We start from the raw sequence: 21,836 nt of genomic DNA on the forward strand, positions 1-21,836 counted from the left end.
ATGGAAAAGGAATTATTGGAGCATGGGCTTAATTTGAACCGGAGGAAATTCCTATCGAGGCTAAGTTTAGGTTTAGGAAGTGCAGCTTTGGGATCGCTGCTTATACCTGACCTTTTTCGAGGTCAAAGCAAAGAGGAAGATGCCATTATGGTGGCTTTGCCTCATTTTGCACCAAAGGCAAAACGGGTTATTTATCTTTTTCAAAATGGAGCTCCATCTCAACTGGAATCTTTTGACTACAAGCCATTACTTCAAAAAAGCTACGGGCAAGACCTTCCAGAATCAATTCGAATGGGTCAACGCCTAACTGGAATGACCGCTGATCAGGAGCGTTTCCCATTAGTAGGTTCTTATTATGATTTTCAGCAATACGGTGAAAGTAGAGCCTGGATTTCTTCTATTTTTCCTTACACTGCCAAAGTGGTAGATGATCTTTGCATCATCAAATCCATGCACACCGAAGCTATAAATCATGATCCTGCTTTGACCTTTTTTCAAACTGGTGCGCAAGTAGGAAACCGCCCTAGCATGGGTTCTTGGCTGAGTTATGGTTTAGGAAGTGAAAACAGCAATCTTCCTGCTTTTTGTGTGCTCCTCAGCAGAGGAAAAGGAAATGGTCAAGGGGTATATAGTAAATTGTGGAGCAATGGGTTTCTTGATGCTACCCACCAAGGAGTTCAATTTTCTAATTCGGAAGATCCTGTACTTTACCTCCGTGACCCTCATTCTATGAGCCGATCAGAACGGAGAAAAATGCTTGATCAAATTGCCTCAATGAATGAGTTGAATTTTCAGGAATTCAACGATCCAGCGATCACCGCCAAAGTTCAGCAGTATGAAATGGCTTATCGAATGCAAACGGCAGTTCCGGAAATCACAGATGTTTCGAAGGAGCCGGATTCCATCGTGAAATTGTATGGCCCCGACTGCCTTGTCCCCGGAACTTATGCGGCGAATTGTTTATTGGCAAGAAAGCTTTCCGAAAGTGGAGTCCGCTTCGTTCAGCTCTATCATCAAGGTTGGGATCAGCATGGCAATTTACCTAATGAAATGGCACAGCAAGCAAAAGACGTAGATCAAGCTTCAGCTGCTTTGATTACAGATTTGAAGCAAAGAGGCTTATTGGATGAAACATTGGTGATTTGGGGAGGAGAATTTGGAAGGACAAATTACTGCCAAGGTAAAATTCAAGTAGATAATTATGGTCGAGATCATCATCCGAGGGCATTTTCAATCTGGATGGCAGGAGGAGGTGTGAAGCCGGGAATTGTCTATGGAAAAACTGATGAGTTTGGCTATAACATTATCGAAAATCCGGTTCACGTTCACGACTTTCAGGCAACTGTACTTCATTTACTTGGAATTGATCACGAGCGTCTTACTTTCAAGCATTTGGGCCGACGATATAGGCTAACAGACGTTTCAGGTCATGTTGTAAAAGATATTCTTGTCTAAATGACCAATCCGCTTTCCAAACTCAACTCAATTCTGGAAAACCTACTATTTGTTTGGCTGGGTCTTTCCTTTATTCTTTTAATTGGAGAAAAAGCGATCAGCCTACCTCCCATTCTTCAGGTAATCGGAAGAGGACACCCACTTCTCCTCCATTTCCCCATTACCTTGATCCTGATTGGAGTTATTTTTTTACTGTTTCCTTCCCTAAGAAATAATGAAACTTTCCGAGATATTGGAGCCAAATCCCTGCTGTGGGGAAGCAATTTGGCTGGAATCACAGTTATTGCTGGATTAATTCTTGCAAGAGAAGATTACGAAGGCGATTCATTACTTTGGCATCAATGGGCGGGTATGGTAACCTTTTGGGGAGCTTCCTTCATTTATTTTTTCCAAAAACGAAACCTAAAACAGATTGCTATCCCTGCGGTTGCATTAGGAATTTGTTTGACACTCACTGGGCATTGGGGAGCTAATATCACCCATGGAGAAAACTATTTACTCGCCCCTTTAAACCCTCCTGCAGAGCAGGTTCCTTTGGCAGAGGCTGAAGTTTTCGATCACGTCATCCAGCCAATCCTACAGGCAAAATGTGAAAGCTGCCATCGCGAAGGAAAGACAAAAGGAGAACTTCGAATGGATAATCTATCGGAATTAAAAAAAGGAGGAAAATCTGGTCCTTTCGTTGTTTCTGGAGATTTGACACAATCGCTTTTGACCCAAAGGATAAATCTTCCACTTGAAGAAGAAGAGCACATGCCTCCAAAAAATAAAGCCCAATTGACTGAAGAGGAATTTCAAATTTTGACAACTTGGGTAGAGTCGGGAGCAAACTTTGAAGGAAAATTGGTAGACCTGCCTCAGGAAAGCGAGCTTTTCCAACTGGCATCACTTCGGTTTAGCAGTGAAGATTCTTATGATTTTGAACCTGCTTCAGGTTCAACAATTGAGGACTTAAACACCTATTTCAGAAAAGTCAGTCCGATTTATCCCGAGTCTCCAGCATTGGAAGTTTCTTATTTTGGGATATCTGCATTCGAACCAAGTTCTTTAAAGGATCTTCAAAAAATTAAAGAGCAATTGGTCAACCTTCGACTGGACAAAATGCCCCTATCTGAAGTCAATCTGGATTTTTTAAATGATTTCCCAAACCTCAGAGAATTGTCTTTGAATTTTACTGAACTGACGGCAGGGCAATTGGAGAGTTTTCCTCTTCTAGATCAATTGGAGGGCTTGTCTTTGTCCGGAAATTCATTGACTCCAGACGCAATTAATAGAATAGCGGAAATGGAAAATTTGCAGAACCTTTTTCTCTGGAATACAGGATTAAACGATTCTCAAAAACAACAACTTTCCGAACAATTACCCAATACAAAAATTGATTTTGGATTTGAGGGAAAGGACATCATTCTTCCATTGAACAGTCCCAAAATCACTCAAGACCGGGTTTTATTTTCAGACAGTCTTCGAATAGAATTAAGCCACCCTATTCAAAGCACAACCATTCGATTTACCCTAGACGGGACTGAACCTGATAGTATTTCGAGTCCAGTTTATTCAGAACCTATTTATGTAAAAACTTCTGGAAAAATCCGTGCAAAAGCATTTGCTCCTGAATGGATTGGCTCAGAGGAGATCACATCCGTTTTTATGAAATCAGGCTTGAAACCTCAAAATGTCGAACTCCTAACTCAACCTAGTCCCAACTACAAGGCACAACTAGCTGAAACCCTTTTTGATCAAATCAAGGGAAAAAACAACCACACTTCTGGAGAATGGTTGGGATATAGCGACAAGGCATTTGAAGCTGAATTTTCCCTTGAAGAAAATCAACACCCTACAAACATCGGCATCAGTTTATTGTACCATGAAGGAGCTTATATCTTTCCTCCGGTTAAGGTGGAAATTATGGGGTGGAGGAATGGAAAAGCCGAAACTCTTATATCCGATCAACCCACCCAATCAGAAAAAATAAGAGAAATTAGATCTGAACTTCTGACTTATAAACTCCCTGATGGAAACTTTGAAAAAATCAGAGTGAAACTTTACCCCATCCAATCTCTTCCAAAATGGCATCCTGGAGCAGGTGCAAAAGGTTGGGTATTTATTGATGAAATACTCCTAAACTGATGACTCAGCAAAAAGCCTTTCTTCGCTACCAACATAAGATTGAAAAGAAACTACAACAAGCCTTTTCACAAGTAGAAGCCATTGAAAAAGCAGCCAATTGGGTTGCTGACTGTATTCAAAACTTGGGTTGGATTTATACCAGTGGCACAGGACACTCTCATCTTTTGGCTGAGGAAATTTTTTACAGGGCTGGTGGGTTTGCGAGGATCAAACCGATTTTAGATCCTCCACTCATGCTTCATATAAGCGCATCCGAAAGTTCTCATATCGAGAGGCAGGAAGGTTATGCAACCAAACTTTTATCCGGTTATCAAATCACTGATAAAGATCTCTTTTTCCTATTTAGTAATTCCGGAAGAAACGCTGTCCCAATCGAAATGGCAATGGAAGCCAAAAAGAAAGGTGCTAAGGTCATTTGCATCACCAATTTAGCGCACAGCCAATCGGTTGAATCTCGGCATTCATCCAATTTGCGTCTATTTGAGATTGCTGATTTAGTGCTGGATAATTTTGGTGAAATCGGAGATGCTTCTGTTCCTATTCAAGGCCAAAATGGAAAAGTTGGAGCAACATCTACTGTCATCGGTACTGCATTACTTCAAGCTATCTTATGTCAAGCTGTACAAATTCTAGTTGATCGTGGTGTAAATCCAGAGATTTTCATCAGTGCAAATACAGAGGAAGGAGAAGCAGCTAATGATCGACTAATAGAAAAATATAAAAGAGAAGTTCCTCCTCTTTAGTCTTCCAATTGACTCACATTGCTTCCTTGCCCATTAGGTGAAAAGGCCCGGAATCGAAGATTGGGCGAATAGGTAACAGGTCCGGAATAAAGCGAATCAGTTCTACTTGGAATTCCCCCATTAACTGTATAGCGAATTTCCAATCCCGGTAATTGAAGGTTCGCAAAAACCTGGTCTCCCACTCGCTTCAGCCCTGGAGCTGGAATTCGGATTTTATACCCACCTTGAAATGATTCCAAGCGAGGAAGTTCTACTTGAGCCACTTGATTGACAAAAACATTCCATTCCTTTAATCGAAGGGCTTTTTTTTCTTCTATTGATGTGGCGCTTGACCAATCCGGATCACCTTCCCAAGCTCGTTGCACCAAACCAAAGATCTTGGGAATTACATAGTATTCTAGCATTTCAGGAGATTTGACTGTCTCGGTCCACAATTGTCCCTGAATTCCCAAAATATTCTTTTTACCCTCTTCTGTTAAGACTTCGAAACGCTCTTTCGCTTTCTCCCAATTCCAATCCTTCCCATCAATGGTTTGATCATGTGAAAGGTAAAATTTCCCGGGAACAGACTTCCAGCTTTGATACATATCTCCTACGCCTGACCAGGTATGTCCTCGTTCGCGCGGATCCCAATCATAAGCCAGGTCGAAATAGTAGTTGGCACTGGAGCTAATCACTACAGGAAAACCTGCATTAGCCAATCGGTAAGCCATGTCTTCTCCACCCCAACCTGCCACAGCATTCCAAGCGTATAATCTCCATTTTCTTTCTGCAAAGTTGGGGTTGGGAACAACCTTCCCATTATCCGCTAGTTGCCCAATCTCTTCCCAACCAGCTTGCTGTATTCCTTCATTTTTTAGAAAGAATCCAATTCTAGATCGAAAGTAAGGGCCCAAATCTTCTTGTTTCAAAGACTTGTTTTCAGCCAAAAATTCCTCGCAAATCGGTGATTTTTCCCAAACACCATAAGGAACTTCATCACCTCCGGTATGAAAAACTTTCAAAGGAGTTCCCACTTCTTGATACATTCCTTTCATTTCCATCACGACCGTCTCAAAAAATCTGTAAACTGACTCTTTACAAACGCAAACTGTATTATCCCGGAAATTTTGAGCGGAGAGATATTCAGATTGATCTTCAGGATCGATCAATCGAAATTCTTCGGCTTTTTCTAGATTACCAGCCTGTTGAAAACGCTCATAGCGCTTTTCCATGGACTTGATGGCAGCACGGGAATGAGCCGGAAAACCAATTTCAGGAATTACTTCTATTTGTCTTTCCTGAGCATAGCGCAGAATCTCTTTGAAGTCTTCTTGGGTATAAAATCCAGTTCCAGGATACTTATCAGGAGAAATTCCAGAGCCATAAAATGGCCACTGAAAATCAGCTTCATCTGTGGAGAAACCTCTCTTGGAACCGTATTGAGTAAGCTCGGGTAAAGCTTCTATCTCAATCCGCCAACCTTCATCATTCGCTAAGTTGAAATGAAAAGTATTCAGCTTATATAAAGCCATTAAATCCAAGATTCGGAATATCTCTTCTTTTGGCTGGAAGTTTCGTGCGACATCCAGAAAAAAACCTCGATAGGAATAAGCTGGATAATCTTCTATTGATATTTGTGGAAGAAGTAATCCTTCAGCATTCCCTTTCCAAAAATCCGCAGGCTGCAAAGCCAAAAAGGACTGAACACCATAAAAAGCACCACGCTCATCACTTGCCAAAATTAATACTCTTCGATCCCTGATTTCCAAGGAATATCCTTCAGCAGGAAAACCATCTTTTTTAGAAACCCGAATTTGAATGGGCTTTTCAGTTTTCAGAATTTCCGGATTGTAATTCTCTTTAATTCGCTTCGTCAGGAAAGTAGCTGCTTTGGCAAAGGATTTATCTCCCACCACTGCCAAACCGGCCTGAGTAACCCATTGTGGCTCTCCATTGATTTTCCAGGTTTTAGGAGTTGGAAGAAAAGGCGGTAAGTCTTCTTTTGGCAATACAGACAATCCTTCATTTTGCTCGAATAATCTATCAGGTGTTGGAATAGGTAATTGGGATTCACCTGCCTGATTCCGCAAATCCCAAACACTCATTTCGGATTTCTCAAATTGAATATCCGGAACTATTGTACCATTTGCCAAAGTGAAAATGGGAGCATCAGGGGCATGATGATTTTTCAAATGAGGATTCTTACTTCGATAAGAAACAGTCAAAATTCCACCTTTTGGAATCGCAGCTTCTTTTCCTCTTCCTGTCAAGACAAAAAAATCACCTGCAAGATGGGTCAATTCAATTCCCGGGGATTCAATTTGAGCATTTAAGTCAAAAAAAATGGAGTTGAAATATAGCTTCCATCCTGACTCAATAGTTTGACCCGAATGATTTTCAATGACAAATTGAGCACGACTACCTGAAGAATCATCAAGCTGATTTTCAATTAACTCCCATCGAATACTTAAAGCTTCATTCATACTGGTTTGAGCTTCACAGGAAGTTAGCAAAACTGAAAAGATGAGAAAAAAGGAAAGTACAAATCTACTCATGAAAAGAATTTTATAGGAAGGCTAGAAATTTTCAATTTCCAATGTTGAAGACAAAAGCGCGGTATTTCAATAAAGCTACGAAAATGGCTCCGCCGAAAGCATTCCCCAATAAGGCGGTAGATTGAAACTCCAGGTAATCAGCAAAAGAAATTTGATCTGAAACCAAAAATCCTGAGAACACTTCAATACTACCAATGATGCTGTGATGCAAACCTGCAAAAGCAAGAACAGAAGTAATCAGAAAGATCATCACAATCCGGCTAATCGTATCCCGGGAAGAAGCTAATAGCCAGGAAAGCAAGCCCATTAACCAACCCGCAATCACTGCACTTACAAATACCACTGGAATTGTTCCATGGGTTACATGAAGGGCAATGGTTTCTATCACCGAGTATTCAAAAATACCCAAGCGAGGTCCTAACCAAACCAAAACTGCACTCATAAAATACCCTCCCAATAAATTACCTGCGATAACTAATCCCCAAAGCCGCATCATACTTGGAAAACTTCGCTTTTTATTCAGTACAGGAAGGGTAAGAAGAGCTGTTTGCTCTGTAAAAAGTATGCTTTGACCCAAAACCACTAAAATGAAACCTAAAGGATAAACAAGTGAAATACTTTTAAAAATCTCCTCCTGATCTACTCTTCCATCGAGATAGAAGTAAAAAGTACATAAAAGGAGAAAACTAAAGCTGATTTCTAAGCCGGCAGTAAAGGAACTCAATAAAATACTGCTGGTGCTTTTGTCGTAGGTTTCTAGCGCTTCAGTGATTTGATCCCTGAGGATTTCACCATGTGTTTTCGCTCCATCTGACCTTTTATTTTTCGTCTTATTGATATGACGATCAATTTCCAGCTGTCTCTCCCGCTCTAGTTGTTCGGGAGTTTTTTCTTTCTTATTCCAAATCATAAACCTAGCAAAGGGGGCCTATCCTAGTAGCTTCTACAAGCAGAGACAATTTGATTTTCAAAAGCCTTATCATTTCTCAAGATATCAAAAAAATCACCCAAAAACCTGGAAGTTTCTCTATACTCAGCAGGACTAAGATAGGATTCATAATCAGATGCAATTTCCATGATTCGACCTTCCTTTTCCAAAAATTCAGTTCTAACCTCATCAAATACATCTCGTTCTCTACAAAATCCCCTATACAAACGATCAGTCACCTTTTCAATATCAACCAGATTACTGACTTGCGCATACGGAGGATTCACTAATCCCGTCATGTCAAAATCATAAGCGAGAGGAATAAGTCTTTCTTCAGGGAGCAAAAGAATCTTTGAATTGTGGCGGAATAGGCTGGAAAAATCAGTATTTCCAATCAACATCTGAAAATAATCGTGGCGAACAGAAGGCAAGGGTTCCATCAGGCTTCCTAAGATCTTTTTACCCTCCAAAATCTCTCCATCAAACCGATCCGCTACATCATCATCATCTTCTAGTAAAAAACCTAATAATTCTATTTCTTCTTGTTTTCTATCATCCTCATTAATAAAAGTAATCCGCATCATCCGAGTCTGAAAGGTATACTCTGAAACCTCCTCAAAGATCTGATAGGCCATAAATTCCTTGGCCACATAAGAATCTGCATTTTTGGCTCTGGAGCATGGAAAAACAACTTTTAAGCTTTTGTTTTCTTCAAAAATGGTCCCTTCGCGATTTTTCTTTTTGATCTTCATCCTCAAAGGAGGATAGTAGCAATTGGTTAATCGGAAATTCCCTCTAACTCGAAGCTCCACCGGAATTTCCTCCCAGTTACCTTCTGAATCTTTCAACCAAATGATTTCATCCACGAAAGTGCTATCATTGGTGTCTTTCCGAATATCCTTGACAGAAAATTGCATTTTCACATCAATGATTTCATCCGAATCAAAAAGATCCCCTTGAGCAAAAGCTGGAAATGATAAGAGAATTAGTATGGCAAGTAAAAGACCAGAAAAGGATCTAAATAGCAAGTTAAAGTAGCGCATGAGAGAAAAATTTGACCTAAATAAAGTTCAAATAAGCTACAAAAAAATCCTGAAAATCAAGCTTTTCCCATTTAAATAATTCTATTTAGGTCGAGCTTCCCAGATACGCATAAATAACATGTGGGCCATTCTTCGGGCATGTTCTTTTGCAAAATCTGCTACCTCACCTTCGAAGTATTGATCAATGGTTTCGAACCATAATTCCAGCCAATTACCGAAATGAACCTGATCGATTTGATGATCAACAGCTTCATCGACATCTCTATGAACTTGAGCCGGATTAAATTTTCCTGCTCCCGGACCTGATTGCAAAAGAATGATCTCCCAAAAATCACTAAGATGTTCTAAGTGATGATCCCAATCATTAACCACATGATTGAAAACTGGTCCAAGAAGATCATGCGCACGGATTTTTTCATAAAATATCCGAACCAAAAAATCGATTTCTTCCCGACTTTCTATCGGTAGACGTCCTTTCATCCTATTTTAATATAGGAGCCAAGACTTCTAATTTTCCGTCAATTCCATTTGGAACAGGCAGTCCCAAAATCTGGCAGATCAAAGGATAAATATGGTAATTCTCAAAAGGCTCAATTACTAATCCTTTCTTGATTTGAGGTCCTTTTGCATAAAAAATCCCTTGCATCTCCTGAAAATCAGGACTATAGCCATGTTCACCAAATACATCGGTTTTGTTCATGGCAGAGCGGTTTTGATAGCGGAACATTCCACGGTCATCCGCCAAATAATATCCCAAATCTGGCATAATCAGCAGATCCCCCATCAAGTCTGAATGCAAACTCAAATCTTTATAATACTCCCGGTCAGCTACATCTACCACATGGATATGCTGTCCCCGGCTTTCAATTATCTCAATAACCTTTTCCTTCTCCGAAGGGTCAGTCAAATGAATATGGGCCAAAGCTCCAGAGTTCACTATGCGGGCATCAATTCCTTCTGTTAGCTCTGTTAGATTGAGGAGATTTTCCTTAGGAACATCTACCATCCCATGGTCTGAAACAATTACTATAGTTATTGGCAAATCTAAACTCGCGACCCCTTCAAAAAGAGCTCCCAATTCATGATCCAATCTATACAAGGTCTTTTTCAGTTGCTCATCATTGTTTGGACCATAACGATGACCGGCATCATCCATGTCTGAAAAGTACATGGTAATCATCTGTGGACGCTCGGTCTCGGGAAGCTGAAGCCATTCAAACACTTTTGAAATTCTCGTCAGATTCGGAACATTTCCATCATAGTCATAATAGTAACTTGGTCGAATTCCCTGTATATCCGCTTCACTACCCACAAAAAAATAACTGGCTGACTTCATTGCATTTTGCTCCGCCAAAACCCAAAGTGGAGTACCTCCATACCAAGTTCCATCTGTCACCACTTCCCGATTGGAAATGGAGTATTGCATTTTCTTCTCGGGATTCCAGAAATTATTATCCACCAATCCATGATGTTCAGGCTTCAAACCTGTAGCAATGGTATAGTGATTGGGAAAAGTCTTGCTTGGAAAGGATGGAATCAATCCCTTTGCGGCAGTTCCTTCTTTGATGAATTGACTCAGGTTCTTTGGCTGAAAACGCTCTACATAATCATATCGAAAACCATCCAGAGAAATTAAAATCACATAATTTTTCTGAGCTTCTTGTCCTAAGGAAAAAGCAAAAACCTGAATGACAAGAATAAGAGAAAGGACAAAGCGCCGCATAGTTTTTTGCTCAAAATTATTTAGCATCCCCCTCTAATTCAATCTATTTCTTAAATTATTTGCTCGACATATAAATCCATCCATGAAAACCCAGTATTTACTCCTCTTTTCTTTCTTATTAGCCTGCTCTCCGGAATCCCAACCGGAAGAGAAAATTGAACGATCCTCAAGTATCTACCTTGGATTAAGCGATGAAGAATTACTTGATACAGTTCAATATTACACCTTCCAATATTTCTGGAATGGAGCGGAGGAAAATTCCGGAATGGCACCTGAGCGCATCCATATAGATGGGATTTATCCTGATAATGATGCGCACATTATTACCACCGGAGGAACAGGAATGGGATTAATTGGGGTTCTTGGAGCTATTGAACGAGGGTGGATTAACCGTTCAGAGGCTGTGGCCAGATTCGAAAAAATGCTAAACTTTTTAGAAACAGCAGATCGCTTTCATGGAATTTGGCCGCATTGGCTTGATGGCAAAACGGGAAAAGTCAAGCCTTTCAGTCCAAAGGATGACGGAGCGGATCTAGTCGAATCGGCATTTTTGATCCAAGGCCTTCTAGCTGTTCGGGAATATTTTAAAAACGGCTCAGAAACGGAACAAGCAATCAGCAATCGTATCCAGAAACTCTGGGAAGAAATGGAATGGGATTGGCACACTCAGGGCGGAAAAAATGTATTGTACTGGCATTGGTCACCTAACTATGGCTGGGACATGAACTTTGCCTTAGAAGGCTACAATGAGACCCTGATCACCTATATTTTAGCGGTAGCCTCTCCGACACATTCAATCGATCCAGCGGCTTATCATGAAGGTTGGGCTCGATCGGGAGAGATTAAGTCTGCTAATGCAGGAGCTTTTGGCTATCCCCTTCAGCTTAAACATAATGGAGCGGAAGAAATGGGAGGCCCGCTATTTTGGGCACATTATTCCTACCTAAGCTTAAATCCTCATGGACTTCGAGATCAGTATGCTGATTATTGGCAAGAAAACCTTAACCAAACATTAATAAATCGGGCTTGGTGTATAGAGAATCCTGGAAACTTTGAAGGATATGGAGAAAAGCTTTGGGGATTAACTGCCTCTTACTCGACTGATTTTTACCATGCCCATCGACCTGGAGATGATACAGGTGTAATTTCTCCTACTGCTGCTGTTTCATCCATCGTTTACACTCCCAAAGAGTCGGTGGAAGTGATTCGGAATCTGTATGAAAATTATGGAGAAAAGGTATTTGGACCTTATGGATTCTATGATGCGATGAGTCCACACCATGACTTCTTTCCACAGCGCTATCTGGCTATTGATCAAGGCCCTATGGTAACCATGATTGAAAATTATCGGACTGGCCTGGGTTGGCGATTATTTATGAATGCCCCTGAAATCCAAGAAGGACTTCGGAAATTGAATTTTGAATTTGAGGTTCCTTGATTTATTAACTGAGCATCAATTTTACAGATGCAAATAGAAGCACGAAGGCTAGGAGGTATTTGAGGGATTTGACAGAAAACTTTTTGGCTCCTAGGTAAGCTCCTAAAATCCCTCCTGCTACAGTCAAAGGAACCAAAATCCATAATTCCTCTTTCAAAGGAAGTTGGTAAATACTGGCACCCAAAAAGCCTGCAACGGAATTCAGGAAAATAAAAAGTGCACTGAGGGCAGCCGTTTCTTTGACACCGGCCCAACCAAGCATAAGCACTATTGGCGTAAGGATAATTCCTCCTCCAATCCCAATCATTCCTGATAGAAAACCTATCAGCAAGCCTAACAATGGCCCCATCCACCACTTTCGCTCTAGCTTCTTTTCATCGGCAATAGGAAAAACACCGGCAAATTTCAAAGCGGGAAAGAGTAACAAGGCTCCCAAGACTTTCTTGTAAATCGAAGCATCCAGTAAAATCGTCCCCCCGAGATATGCCGCCGGAATGGAGAAGATAATCAAGGACCAAAATAACTTGGTCGGAAAGACTCCTGCTTTCCGATAATTCAAAAAGGAAGCCATGGAAACCATCATATTGAGAATCAAGGCGGTTGGTCGAATTTCTTCAGGCGCAAAGCCCAATAAGGCCAATATCATCAAATAAGAACTTGCTCCTCCATGCCCCACGGAAGCATATAAAAATGCCGCAAAGGGCATGAGAATAAACAGTCCGTAGTAAATCAGATCTTCCATTACCAAGGATAAAACTTTACCAAAGAACCAGCATCCAGCTTTTCAACTTCTTCAGGGATTTCTACAAAACCAGAAGCAGTTCCGAAAGAAATCAAGTTGAAAGACTCCTGACCTTGCAAAACCCGAATTTGACTTCCCAATTTCTCTGCCTTCAAAAATTGAGTTAGGGGAATCTTTTTTTCAAATCCTTCCATCAAAGGCAGTAATTCAAACCGTTCCCAAGAAGAATCATCCCCTTTCCAGGAAAGCAGAAAAGGTTTGACGTATTGCATAAAACAAGAAAGAACCGAAGCGGGATTTCCCGGTAGGGCAAAAACCATTTTTGCACCTTTTCTTCCTACGAAAAGGGGTTTTCCAGGTCGCTGTTTGAGTTTATAAAAAAGTGGCTCAACTCCATTTTCTTGCATTGCCACCTGTACAAAGTCATATTCACCAACAGAAATTCCACCTGTCACCAAAACTATATCTGACTCTTCCAAAGCCTTTGCTATGGACTCAATCACTTTTTCTTTATCATCAGAAACTTTTCGAGTAGTTATTTTTCCGATTCCCAAAGAGGAAAGCCAAGCTTCCAATGCAGGTCCATTGGCATTGTATATTTGACCAACTTGGAGTTGTTCACCAACATTTTTAATCTCATTTCCAGTCAATAGAAGGCTAACTGATGGATACTTCCAAGCCTTTACCTCTCCTACTCCCACAGAAGCCAACAAACTCACCATTCCTGGAGTAATTTTTTTGCCTGGATTGGCGATAACAGCCCCTTCCTTACACTGAGAACCACGGTAGCGCACATGACTTCCTTTTTCCAAATGATCTTTTTGGATAAAAATTTGATCTCCTTGTCGCTGCACTTTCTCCTGCATGATAACCGTATCCGCTCCTAGTGGAATTGGTGCTCCGGTAAAAATCCGAACTGCCTGTCCCTTTTCTAAAACTTGATCTCTAAAACTTCCTGCCGCGACCTCCCCAACTACTTGGAGAGAAATACCTTCCTCTTTATTTTTCAAAAAATCATCATCCCAACAAAATGCATATCCATCCATTGCGGAATTATCAAAAGAGGGGACATCCAATCGGGAAGTAATTGCCTCTGCCAAAAAATAACCGCAGGATTCTGAAATGGGTAAAGTAATAACCTTCCTATGAATTTGCTGTTTTTGTAAAATGGCCTTTGCTTCGGAAACGCTGATCATATTAGCCTCCAATTTTGATCATACTTCGATTAATAATCTGATCGGGATTGGCCTTCAAATAATCTGGATCAAATTGTCCTCCAAGCGCTTTGTGTTTACGAGAAATAGACAATCGGATCAATTTTTCTACATCCTCTCCTTTTCGTAGAGCTCCCAATAAATCCAGCTCTTCTTTTCCAAAAAGGCAATTTTTGATTTTACCATCCGCAGTCAGACGAATCCTATTACAACCTGCACAGAAGTTTTCGCTCATGGTAGTGATGAAAGCAAAGGTTCCTGCAAAGCCCGGAACTTTGTACTTTTTCGCTGTGTCGTGTTTTTTGTCTTCGAGCTTTTCGATGGAATATTTTTCTTCTACCAAAGTCAACATCTGAGAAGCTGTCACCACCTTTTTGCTTTTCCAGTGATTTCCGGCAAATGGCATGAATTCGATAAAGCGAACATGGAGAGGTTGCTTTTCTGTCAAAGCAACAAAATCACAAATCTCATCCTCGATTAATCCATGAAGGGCAACTGCGTTGATTTTCACACGGAAACCTTCATCCAATAACAGAAGGATATTATTCCAAACTTGCTCGAGATTATCTCTTCGAGTCAGTTGTATGAATTTTTCACGATTTAAGGTATCCAAGGACACATTAACCGAGCGAACTCCAGCTTTTTTCAACGCATCAATATGCTTATTAATTAAAACGCCATTGGTTGTCAGCGTAAGTTCGACTGGGTGATGAGATAGGTGTTCTAGGATTTCAGGAAACTCCTTTCGAACAAGAGGCTCACCTCCCGTTAATCGGATTTTTTTGACCCCAAGTTGAATGAAGGTTTCCGCTAGTTTCAAGATTTCATCCTTACTCATCAGCTTGGACTGGGGCATCCATTCCATCTCCTCCTGCGGCATGCAATAGGTGCAACGGAAATTACAATGATCCGTCAGCGAGATGCGCAAGTAATCGTGAATACGTCCAAATGAATCCTGAAGCATAGTGCTATGATAGAGATTATTAGCTGAAGATTAAAATGATTTGGTATCAAGCGGAAAATCCTGCTATGATTGGCCTGATTTACGGAATTGAGTGGGACTAAGATTTATCTGTTTTTTAAAGAAATTATTAAAATGAGTCACCTCTGAAAAGCCAAGCGAATAGGCAATTTCAGACACATTCCAGTTACTCTGCTTTAGGAGAATTTTGGATTCTTGAAGCAACCTTTCAGAGATCAATTGGGTAGTCGTTTTCCCTGTCATTTCCTTCACAGCCCGGTTCAGGTGATTCACATGAATATTGAGCTGATTGGCAAAATCCGATGCAGAACGCAATTGGATTTGCCTATGATTTTCATCGATGGGAAATTGTCTTTCCAGCAATTCCATAAAAATGGAAGCAATTCGAAGTGATGCATTTCCTAGCTGAGCAGTCTGTACCTCAGCAGGCTGCAGCTTCATCCCAAAATGAATCAACTCAAATACAAGGTTACGAATTCGATCATATTTGTATTTGTATTCAGAATCGATTTCCTCCTGCATCTTTGAAAAGATTTCCTCAACCTCAATAGCTTCCTCATCTGTCAACTCGAATACATGGGTTCCATTGGGCTGAAATACCTCATACTGATGGATTTGACCAAAATTCATGAAGAAATGAGGATTGAATATGCAGTAAATTCCTGACGTAATCTGATCTAAATGGTCCCATTTGTAAGGAACCATGGGGTTTGAAAAAGACAGGGCTTGTTTTTTTACCTCATAAACCCGGTCGGCATAATGCACCGAACTGGCTCCCTTTACCAACATCAATTTGTAAAAATCCCTTCTTCGATATGGGAGCGTTTTAACCTTTCCTTCCAAGTAAGGCTCTAGCCGAAAAATATTAAAATGGCCAAAGTCATTCTTTAGACTTTCAGGAATCCAGTTAAACTTCCTTTTATAAAACTCCTCTAATGTCTCCTTCTTCTCCATGATTATTTTTTTGAAAAGGTGCTGTTAAACTTATACAGCAAACTCAGGTTCCAAACTAAATCGTCTCCGGCAATGGTTGAATTGACTTTTTGGTTGAAAAAAGCCTGAAACTGTATAGGATAGTCTCCCTTTTTGAAAGTAAAAGCAGAATTCAGATAATAGCCCGAATTCTCATCCACACTCAGAAAAAATATCTGAGGATTAATCATCAAACTCACATCTGACACTAAAACGATCTCAGGCAAACCAATGTTCAATGCCAGAAAATCCGAGTTTTGAGGTCCTGTGCGCTGAAGTCCTGATCCATGCAAAAAATACAGTCCCAAGGAGAATTTATCAGTAATTTGATACTTGGAATTTAGCTCTCCGGCCACATAGCGGTTCGCAACAAATTCTTTAGAAGGCTTACCATCTACAATCACATCTCTTTCCTGAAAAAGAAAAGCAGGGTGACCTCCCACGGTCAATGTAAAGCGCTTGTCTTTTACCAGCTTATATCGTCCCCAAAAGACAAAAGACCAAGGTTTTCCATCCATCCCAAAGCGAATCATAGGGTCAAAGGATAGTCGCTCTCCCCCCATCGTAAGGTCAAAGAATACGGCTGGACGGCCCAAAGAGAAGGAAGGAATGATCGACACCCCATTATTGGTCGCTGTTATTGTTCCTCCAATATGTCTTTCAGGTGATTGAGAGGTATCCCCTTCCTGAGCCAGTAATGGAGATGAGAAAAGCAATCCAAGCATAATCGAATAAAGGATCGCCGTTTTAAGATTTTTCATTGTTTTATCTAGAAGTAGGGTGAATAGGTTGTGCTGAAATTTTCAGACGGGTGCAAAATTCAGCTAAAGAGGAAGAAAATCCTAATTTAATTCAAAGTAAAACTTATATTTTTCAAACAATTTTTCCTTTCCCCTTTTCATGATCCCCACACAAAAAAACTCCAAAATAGAGCATAACATCTCTTCGATAAATTATTTGAAAATTGTAACTAATTATTTGAAGTAGGTAGGTTTAAATGAAATAAATCAAGGAAATTTGAAAAATAAAAAATACTCTGATGTTAGAAATTGACGATTTAAGATTAAAAATAGGCTTTAAATAGTCATTTTGAAACAATAACTGCATGATATCTTTCATTCTTTAATATTTGAAACAATATGAAATTTCGTGAACTTGGAAGCAGCGGATTAAAAGTTTCCACTCTAGGTTTGGGTTGCATGGGCATGAGTTTTGGCTACGGTCCTCCCAAAGACAAACAGGAAATGATCCAATTAATCCGAAAGGCAGTAGAATTGGGTGTCAATTTTTTTGATACTGCTGAAGTTTATGGACCATTTCTAAATGAAGAACTCGTTGGAGACGCACTCTACCCTTTTAAAGGCGAGGTCGTGATTGCTACTAAATTTGGATTTGCTCCCGATGAAAGAGGACGGTGGACTCAATTGAATAGCCGTCCGGAACATATTAAAAAGGCTGTCGAAGGCTCCTTAAAACGATTGAAAATTGATTGCATTGATTTGCTTTTCCAACATCGGGTTGATCCACAAGTCCCCATAGAAGATGTAGCAGGAGCTGTCAAGGAACTAATTCAGGAAGGAAAAGTAAAGCATTTTGGACTTTCGGAAGCCGGAGTAAAGACCATTCAGCGGGCTCATACCATTCAGCCGGTGACTGCCTTGCAAAGTGAGTATTCCCTCTGGTGGAGAGAGCCTGAAGAGGAAATCATTCCAACTTTGGAAAAGCTTGGGATTGGATTTGTGCCTTTTAGTCCTTTGGGAAAAGGATTTCTTACTGGAAAAATCACTGAGGAAACTACTTTTAACCCAACAGATTTTAGAAATGACGTTCCTAGATTTTCCGAGAATGCAAGAAAGGCAAACATGGCTTTGGTCAATCATTTAGAAATGATTGCCAATGCTCATCAAGCTACTCCAGCTCAGATTGCCTTAGCTTGGCTTTTGGAACAAAAACCTTGGATTATCCCAATACCTGGAACCACCAAACTACATCGCTTGGAAGAGAACATAAACGCTACAAACATCAAGCTATCCCAATCAGAATTAATAGATATTGAAAGGTCAATGAAAGATCTTCATATTATGGGAAACAGATACCCTGAATCTGCTCAAAAAATGATTGACCGATAATTTGATTAGGCCTAGATGAAAATCATTGACGAGCTTCTTTAAAAAAGACTATTTCTTTCATTTGCAGCCAACATTTCAATATCGTCGCAAATTTCCTTTAGCTAATTAGTAGCTAATAAAATTTAATTCACTGACTCCCGAAACTCCTTTGGAGACATTCCAACTTGTTGCTTGAACAATCGGGAAAAGTGCTGGGGGTATTTGAATCCTAATCCATAGGCTATCTCTGAGATGGAAAGTTCTGGATCATATATTCGTTGTTTTGCGATTTCGATTAGCTTGAGCTGTATAAATTCCTGTGCACTTTTACCGGTTTCCTTTTTCACCAAATCACCAAAATAATTCGGGGAAAGATTCTGCTCTTTTGCAAAATAAGCCACAGAAGGAATTCCTTTTTCTTGTGCTTTTCCAGACCGGATATAGGATTTGAGTGCCGATTCGAATTGCTCTACCACGTTTCTATTGACTGAATCCCTGGTAATAAACTGTCGATCATAAAAGCGCTGGCAATAATTCAAAAACAGCTCAATCGCTGAAAGGATGACTGTTTTACTGTGCTTGTCAATTCTTTCAGAAAGTTCATCCTGAATCTTGAAAAAGCAATCCATTACGATTTGCCGCTCTTTCGGTGACATATGCAGCGCCTCATAAGTCTCATAAGAGAAAAAGTTATAATCATCGATTATCTCACCCAGGTGAGTTCCTAGAAGCAGGTCCGGATGAAAAAGAAGTGCATACCCCGACATTTTTGGTCGCTTTCCGATTTTCGAAATATTGATTACTTGACCGGGCCCAATAAACACCAACGTTCCTTCTTGGAAATCGTAATTCTTACGACCATAGCGGATTTCACATTCCTCCCCTTCCTTAAGAAAAACTCCATAAAAATGGTAACGAACCGCCTTTGTTCCCGGATTCTTAGGCCACTCACCCTTTGATAAATCCACAACAGTGACCAAGGGATGCATACTTGTTAATTTCAAAGGAGCGCAGTAGTCGTTTACGCTTTGGAGATCTACGATTTCTTCCATGGCAAAAGGATTTGAATCAAAAATAAAAAGAGTCCCTGGATAAAATGGCCTTTCTGTAATAATGGTATGTAATTCAGTAATTAGGTTAAGTGTTTTATAATTAATGAGATATAATTTTGAACTAAAACAAAATCAATAGGCATATGAAAAAATTACTCTTTGGACTGACCCTTTTAGTGCTGACTTCTACTTGGTCATTAGCACAATCCACTATTGAAAAAGAAGTTTATGAACTTTCCATGAACAAATGGAAATGGATGGCCGAAAAAGACATCGCCAAGCTCACTCCCCTTTTCCATCCAGAAGCGAAGTTTGTCCACATGAGTGGTACCTGGACCACTGCCCGAGAACTCGAGATTATCGAAACAGGTAGCATTTGGTACAAAAATACGGCAGTTCATGATACAGCCATCGAATTGTTTGGTAATTCAGCAGTTGTTTGGAATCGAATCACCCTGACAGCTCATGTGAGAGGAAATGATGTGGAAAATGAATTTACCGTTACGGAAGTTTACCAAAAAGAAGGCTCGGATTGGAAAATGTTGGCCTTGACCTTCAGTAGTGTGCGTGATACTCACGAGATTCAAAAGTAAGTATTGAAACCCATTGCCCCGGTCAGTGTCTCCACTGACCGGAACTTTAAGATAAATTAAATAAGTGAGGACACTCAATTCGGCAATCCATATAAAACTATCCATCATGAAAAAGACACTAATCAGTTTATTTTTAGTCCTTTTGGCCACGCAGGTCACTTTCGGACAAACTAGTCCCGAACAACAAGAGATCATCGAACTCTCCAAAACCAAATGGCAGTGGATGGCAGACAAAGAAGCTGACAAACTAGCAGAGCTGTTTGATGACAAGTCTGTCTTCGTCCACATGGGAGGCTCATGGGGAAAAGAGCGAGAAATCGACATCATTCGAAGCGGTGGAATTTGGTATAAAAAAGCAGATATCCATGAGGTTTCGGTAGAAATCATTGACAATACGGCCATCCTCCTCAACCGTATCACGCTAATAGCGGAAGTTGGGGGCAATGAGGTTACCAATCCGTTTGAAGTAACGGAAGTGTACATCAAAAAGGCTGATGGATGGAAGCTGGGTTCACTCTCCTTTACCCGATTGATGACTCCAGGTGGACAATAAACAATGAATGCGATGAGGAATATTTTCTTGGGGTTCTTCCTACTTTTTTCACTTTCAAGCTCCTGCCAAACTAATTCAGGAACGTCAGTGAAAAATATTCAGATGGATTCTGAAAAAATCCTCATCGTTTATCTCTCCCGAACCAAAAATACCAAAGCAGTTGCAGAAATGATTCAGCAAAAAGTTGGAGGCGACTTGGTCGAATTGGAACTGGAAAAACCCTATCCAGAAAATTATCAAGCCATAGTAGCTCAAGTGGCTAGAGAAAACGAAACTGGCTTTTTGCCTCCACTGAAAACGAAGGTCGATATTTTAAAATACAACACCATCTTCTTAGGTTTTCCTACCTGGGGAATGCAACTCCCCCCTCCTATGAAAAGCTTTCTGCACGAAAATGACCTGAGTGGAAAAACAGTTATTCCCTTCAATACAAATGCAGGATATGGAGTTGGAAGTAGCTTAAATACAGTGAAGGCCTTATGCCCGAAAAGTCAGATTTTAGAAGGCTTTTCTACAAAGGGAGGAATCGAACGGGACGGAGTATTTTTTGTCATGGAGGGAGAGCGGGAAATCGAAGTGAACAAAGAAGTGGAAAACTGGCTCAAAAAAATAGGGATGATGGATCAGGATAGTATATAAAGCTCAAAACCTTACTTTTAAATAAATCTTTGTCACATGCTACGAAAACTAACTTTCCTATTTGCCGCTTTATTCTTCATTTTCAATCTAAAAGCACAAACCAATCCTGTCCTAAAATTTTTCCCGGAGGGCACTACTCTTCATGGGAATATCCCCTACCAAGGCGATACGCTGAAAAAACATCTGTTGGATATTTACCTCCCTCCGAATGCAAAAGGAAATATACCGCTGGTGATTTGGGTGCATGGAGGAGGCTGGCTAAGTAATGACAAGTATGCGGATATGGGATACATGAAAGAAACCATAGCCCGTATTATGAATGAAGGTTATGCCCTGGCTTCAATTGATTATCGATTCAGCACTCAAGCTGTCTTCCCAGCTCAGATGCTGGATTGTAATGCAGCTGTATCTTACCTTTTCGAAAATGCTGATAAATATGGTTTCGACACCGAAAAGGTAGCCCTCATGGGGTTCTCTGCTGGTGGACATTTGGCTTCCATGCTTGGATTGTCCAAAAATCAAAATGTAGAAGCTTTTTTCCTTCCTGGAACAAATAGAAACTTCAAATTCAAAGCGGTGGTGGACTTTTATGGTCCTGCAGATTTAACGCTTTTCCCTGGCGCTGTCGACCCCAAATCACCAGAAGGTTTACTGATTGGAGCGGCTCCATTGGATAGACCGGATTTAGCCAAAGCAGCAAGCCCAGTTGCTTATGTAGATGAAAATGATCCTCCATTCCTAATTATTCATGGGGAAAAGGATGACTTGGTATCTCCCCGACAATCCCAACTCTTGAATTCTTGGCTCAAAGTGAAAGGTGTGGAGACGGAATTGATAGTGGTGAAGGACGCTCCCCATTTCGGTTCCATGTTTGACGTAGAGGAAATCCGAAATTCAGTCTTTTCTTTCCTCGAAAAACACTTAAAATGAGCCTATTAGAAAGATTTGTTTGAAAAGTATAAGTATAAAAAAATCAAGATTTCTAAC

General features: G+C 40.4%; 20 protein-coding genes. 9 read left to right on the forward strand and 11 right to left on the reverse strand.

From position 1 onward, the window contains the following. From NY014_RS05505 to NY014_RS05515, 3 genes are read left to right on the forward strand one after another with little or no spacing between them, the layout of a single operon-like run. Positions 1–1,455, forward strand: a complete 1,455-nt coding sequence (locus NY014_RS05505; protein ID WP_259413552.1) for a DUF1501 domain-containing protein — start codon at positions 1–3, stop codon at positions 1,453–1,455. Then, entirely contained in the window at positions 1,456–3,582 is a 2,127-nt protein-coding gene (locus NY014_RS05510; protein WP_259413553.1) for a c-type cytochrome domain-containing protein, read from the forward strand. It abuts the gene before it with no gap. Beyond that, positions 3,582–4,325, forward strand: a complete 744-nt coding sequence (locus NY014_RS05515; protein WP_259413554.1) for a sugar isomerase domain-containing protein — start codon at positions 3,582–3,584, stop codon at positions 4,323–4,325. The genes NY014_RS05510 and NY014_RS05515 overlap by 1 nt, the downstream gene beginning before the upstream one ends. Here NY014_RS05515 and NY014_RS05520 read toward each other — a convergent pair. The 5 genes from NY014_RS05520 to NY014_RS05540 form a co-directional block, all read right to left on the reverse strand. Beyond that, a complete protein-coding gene (locus tag NY014_RS05520) occupies positions 4,322–6,862 on the reverse strand; it encodes a family 20 glycosylhydrolase (RefSeq protein WP_259413555.1) in 2,541 nt (846 codons plus the stop codon). The genes NY014_RS05515 and NY014_RS05520 overlap by 4 nt on opposite strands. A gap of 31 nt (positions 6,863–6,893) precedes the next feature. Continuing rightward, positions 6,894–7,772, reverse strand: a complete 879-nt coding sequence (locus tag NY014_RS05525; RefSeq protein ID WP_259413556.1) for a formate/nitrite transporter family protein — start codon at positions 7,770–7,772, stop codon at positions 6,894–6,896. Between the two features lie 23 nt (positions 7,773–7,795). Next, positions 7,796–8,833, reverse strand: coding sequence for a hypothetical protein (locus tag NY014_RS05530; protein ID WP_259413557.1), 1,038 nt, complete (start codon positions 8,831–8,833; stop codon positions 7,796–7,798). An 81-nt stretch (positions 8,834–8,914) separates the two neighbouring features. After that, complete coding sequence (locus NY014_RS05535; protein ID WP_259413558.1) at positions 8,915–9,313, reverse strand: group III truncated hemoglobin; 399 nt, start codon at positions 9,311–9,313, stop codon at positions 8,915–8,917. A gap of 1 nt (position 9,314) precedes the next feature. After that, a complete protein-coding gene (locus NY014_RS05540; RefSeq protein WP_259413559.1) occupies positions 9,315–10,556 on the reverse strand; it encodes an alkaline phosphatase family protein in 1,242 nt (413 codons plus the stop codon). Between the two features lie 82 nt (positions 10,557–10,638). Here NY014_RS05540 and NY014_RS05545 point away from each other — a divergent pair, with 82 nt between their 5' ends. Next, positions 10,639–11,994, forward strand: a complete 1,356-nt coding sequence (locus NY014_RS05545) for a glucoamylase family protein (protein ID WP_259413560.1) — start codon at positions 10,639–10,641, stop codon at positions 11,992–11,994. Between the two features lie 4 nt (positions 11,995–11,998). Here NY014_RS05545 and NY014_RS05550 read toward each other — a convergent pair whose 3' ends face one another. The 5 genes from NY014_RS05550 to NY014_RS05570 form a co-directional block, all read right to left on the reverse strand. Continuing rightward, positions 11,999–12,736 (reverse strand): sulfite exporter TauE/SafE family protein, encoded by a 738-nt coding sequence (locus NY014_RS05550; RefSeq protein ID WP_259413561.1) that lies wholly within the window; start codon positions 12,734–12,736, stop codon positions 11,999–12,001. Beyond that, positions 12,736–13,932: a molybdopterin molybdotransferase MoeA gene (locus NY014_RS05555; protein ID WP_259413562.1), complete on the reverse strand. Its 1,197-nt coding sequence runs from the start codon at positions 13,930–13,932 to the stop codon at positions 12,736–12,738. Before NY014_RS05555 ends, NY014_RS05550 begins: the two co-directional genes overlap by 1 nt. Position 13,933: 1 nt before the next feature. Continuing rightward, positions 13,934–14,914: a GTP 3',8-cyclase MoaA gene (gene moaA / locus NY014_RS05560; RefSeq protein ID WP_259413563.1), complete on the reverse strand. Its 981-nt coding sequence runs from the start codon at positions 14,912–14,914 to the stop codon at positions 13,934–13,936. Between the two features lie 63 nt (positions 14,915–14,977). Further along, a complete protein-coding gene (locus NY014_RS05565) occupies positions 14,978–15,886 on the reverse strand; it encodes a helix-turn-helix domain-containing protein (RefSeq protein ID WP_259413564.1) in 909 nt (302 codons plus the stop codon). Between the two features lie 2 nt (positions 15,887–15,888). After that, positions 15,889–16,665: a hypothetical protein gene (locus NY014_RS05570; protein WP_259413565.1), complete on the reverse strand. Its 777-nt coding sequence runs from the start codon at positions 16,663–16,665 to the stop codon at positions 15,889–15,891. Between the two features lie 378 nt (positions 16,666–17,043). Here NY014_RS05570 and NY014_RS05575 point away from each other — a divergent pair, with 378 nt between their 5' ends. Further along, the gene (locus NY014_RS05575) at positions 17,044–18,033 is read left to right on the forward strand and encodes an aldo/keto reductase (RefSeq protein ID WP_259413566.1); all 990 of its coding nucleotides are present in this window, start codon (positions 17,044–17,046) and stop codon (positions 18,031–18,033) included. A gap of 122 nt (positions 18,034–18,155) precedes the next feature. Here NY014_RS05575 and NY014_RS05580 read toward each other — a convergent pair whose 3' ends face one another. Continuing rightward, positions 18,156–19,064 carry a helix-turn-helix domain-containing protein gene (locus NY014_RS05580; RefSeq protein WP_259413567.1) on the reverse strand — a complete coding sequence of 303 codons (909 nt, stop codon included), beginning with the start codon at positions 19,062–19,064 and terminating at the stop codon, positions 18,156–18,158. Between the two features lie 143 nt (positions 19,065–19,207). On the opposite strand from NY014_RS05580, the gene NY014_RS05585 reads away from it, so the two are divergent. The 4 genes from NY014_RS05585 to NY014_RS05600 all read left to right on the forward strand — a co-directional run bounded on the left by NY014_RS05585 (position 19,208) and on the right by NY014_RS05600 (position 21,779). Continuing rightward, positions 19,208–19,657 (forward strand): nuclear transport factor 2 family protein, encoded by a 450-nt coding sequence (locus NY014_RS05585; protein WP_259413568.1) that lies wholly within the window; start codon positions 19,208–19,210, stop codon positions 19,655–19,657. A gap of 106 nt (positions 19,658–19,763) precedes the next feature. Continuing rightward, the gene (locus NY014_RS05590) at positions 19,764–20,210 is read left to right on the forward strand and encodes a nuclear transport factor 2 family protein (RefSeq protein WP_259413569.1); all 447 of its coding nucleotides are present in this window, start codon (positions 19,764–19,766) and stop codon (positions 20,208–20,210) included. Between the two features lie 12 nt (positions 20,211–20,222). Further along, a complete protein-coding gene (locus tag NY014_RS05595) occupies positions 20,223–20,849 on the forward strand; it encodes a flavodoxin family protein (RefSeq protein ID WP_354003165.1) in 627 nt (208 codons plus the stop codon). A 36-nt stretch (positions 20,850–20,885) separates the two neighbouring features. Next, positions 20,886–21,779: an alpha/beta hydrolase gene (locus NY014_RS05600; RefSeq protein ID WP_259413570.1), complete on the forward strand. Its 894-nt coding sequence runs from the start codon at positions 20,886–20,888 to the stop codon at positions 21,777–21,779. The last annotated feature ends 57 nt before the right edge of the window (positions 21,780–21,836 follow it).

It is taken from the genome of Algoriphagus limi (genome assembly GCF_024919275.1).
GTDB lineage: Bacteria > Bacteroidota > Bacteroidia > Cytophagales > Cyclobacteriaceae > Algoriphagus > Algoriphagus limi.

Coding starts and splice junctions, on each gene's coding strand:
- NY014_RS05505 (WP_259413552.1), top strand. CDS start 1: ATGGAAAAGGAATTATTGGAGCATGGGCTTAATTTGAACCGGAGGAAA.
- NY014_RS05510 (WP_259413553.1), top strand. CDS start 1,456: ATGACCAATCCGCTTTCCAAACTCAACTCAATTCTGGAAAACCTACTA.
- NY014_RS05515 (WP_259413554.1), top strand. CDS start 3,582: ATGACTCAGCAAAAAGCCTTTCTTCGCTACCAACATAAGATTGAAAAG.
- NY014_RS05520 (WP_259413555.1), bottom strand. CDS start 6,862: ATGAGTAGATTTGTACTTTCCTTTTTTCTCATCTTTTCAGTTTTGCTA.
- NY014_RS05525 (WP_259413556.1), bottom strand. CDS start 7,772: ATGATTTGGAATAAGAAAGAAAAAACTCCCGAACAACTAGAGCGGGAG.
- NY014_RS05530 (WP_259413557.1), bottom strand. CDS start 8,833: ATGCGCTACTTTAACTTGCTATTTAGATCCTTTTCTGGTCTTTTACTT.
- NY014_RS05535 (WP_259413558.1), bottom strand. CDS start 9,313: ATGAAAGGACGTCTACCGATAGAAAGTCGGGAAGAAATCGATTTTTTG.
- NY014_RS05540 (WP_259413559.1), bottom strand. CDS start 10,556: ATGCGGCGCTTTGTCCTTTCTCTTATTCTTGTCATTCAGGTTTTTGCT.
- NY014_RS05545 (WP_259413560.1), top strand. CDS start 10,639: ATGAAAACCCAGTATTTACTCCTCTTTTCTTTCTTATTAGCCTGCTCT.
- NY014_RS05550 (WP_259413561.1), bottom strand. CDS start 12,736: ATGGAAGATCTGATTTACTACGGACTGTTTATTCTCATGCCCTTTGCG.
- NY014_RS05555 (WP_259413562.1), bottom strand. CDS start 13,932: ATGATCAGCGTTTCCGAAGCAAAGGCCATTTTACAAAAACAGCAAATT.
- moaA (WP_259413563.1), bottom strand. CDS start 14,914: ATGCTTCAGGATTCATTTGGACGTATTCACGATTACTTGCGCATCTCG.
- NY014_RS05565 (WP_259413564.1), bottom strand. CDS start 15,886: ATGGAGAAGAAGGAGACATTAGAGGAGTTTTATAAAAGGAAGTTTAAC.
- NY014_RS05570 (WP_259413565.1), bottom strand. CDS start 16,665: ATGAAAAATCTTAAAACGGCGATCCTTTATTCGATTATGCTTGGATTG.
- NY014_RS05575 (WP_259413566.1), top strand. CDS start 17,044: ATGAAATTTCGTGAACTTGGAAGCAGCGGATTAAAAGTTTCCACTCTA.
- NY014_RS05580 (WP_259413567.1), bottom strand. CDS start 19,064: ATGGAAGAAATCGTAGATCTCCAAAGCGTAAACGACTACTGCGCTCCT.
- NY014_RS05585 (WP_259413568.1), top strand. CDS start 19,208: ATGAAAAAATTACTCTTTGGACTGACCCTTTTAGTGCTGACTTCTACT.
- NY014_RS05590 (WP_259413569.1), top strand. CDS start 19,764: ATGAAAAAGACACTAATCAGTTTATTTTTAGTCCTTTTGGCCACGCAG.
- NY014_RS05595 (WP_354003165.1), top strand. CDS start 20,223: ATGAGGAATATTTTCTTGGGGTTCTTCCTACTTTTTTCACTTTCAAGC.
- NY014_RS05600 (WP_259413570.1), top strand. CDS start 20,886: ATGCTACGAAAACTAACTTTCCTATTTGCCGCTTTATTCTTCATTTTC.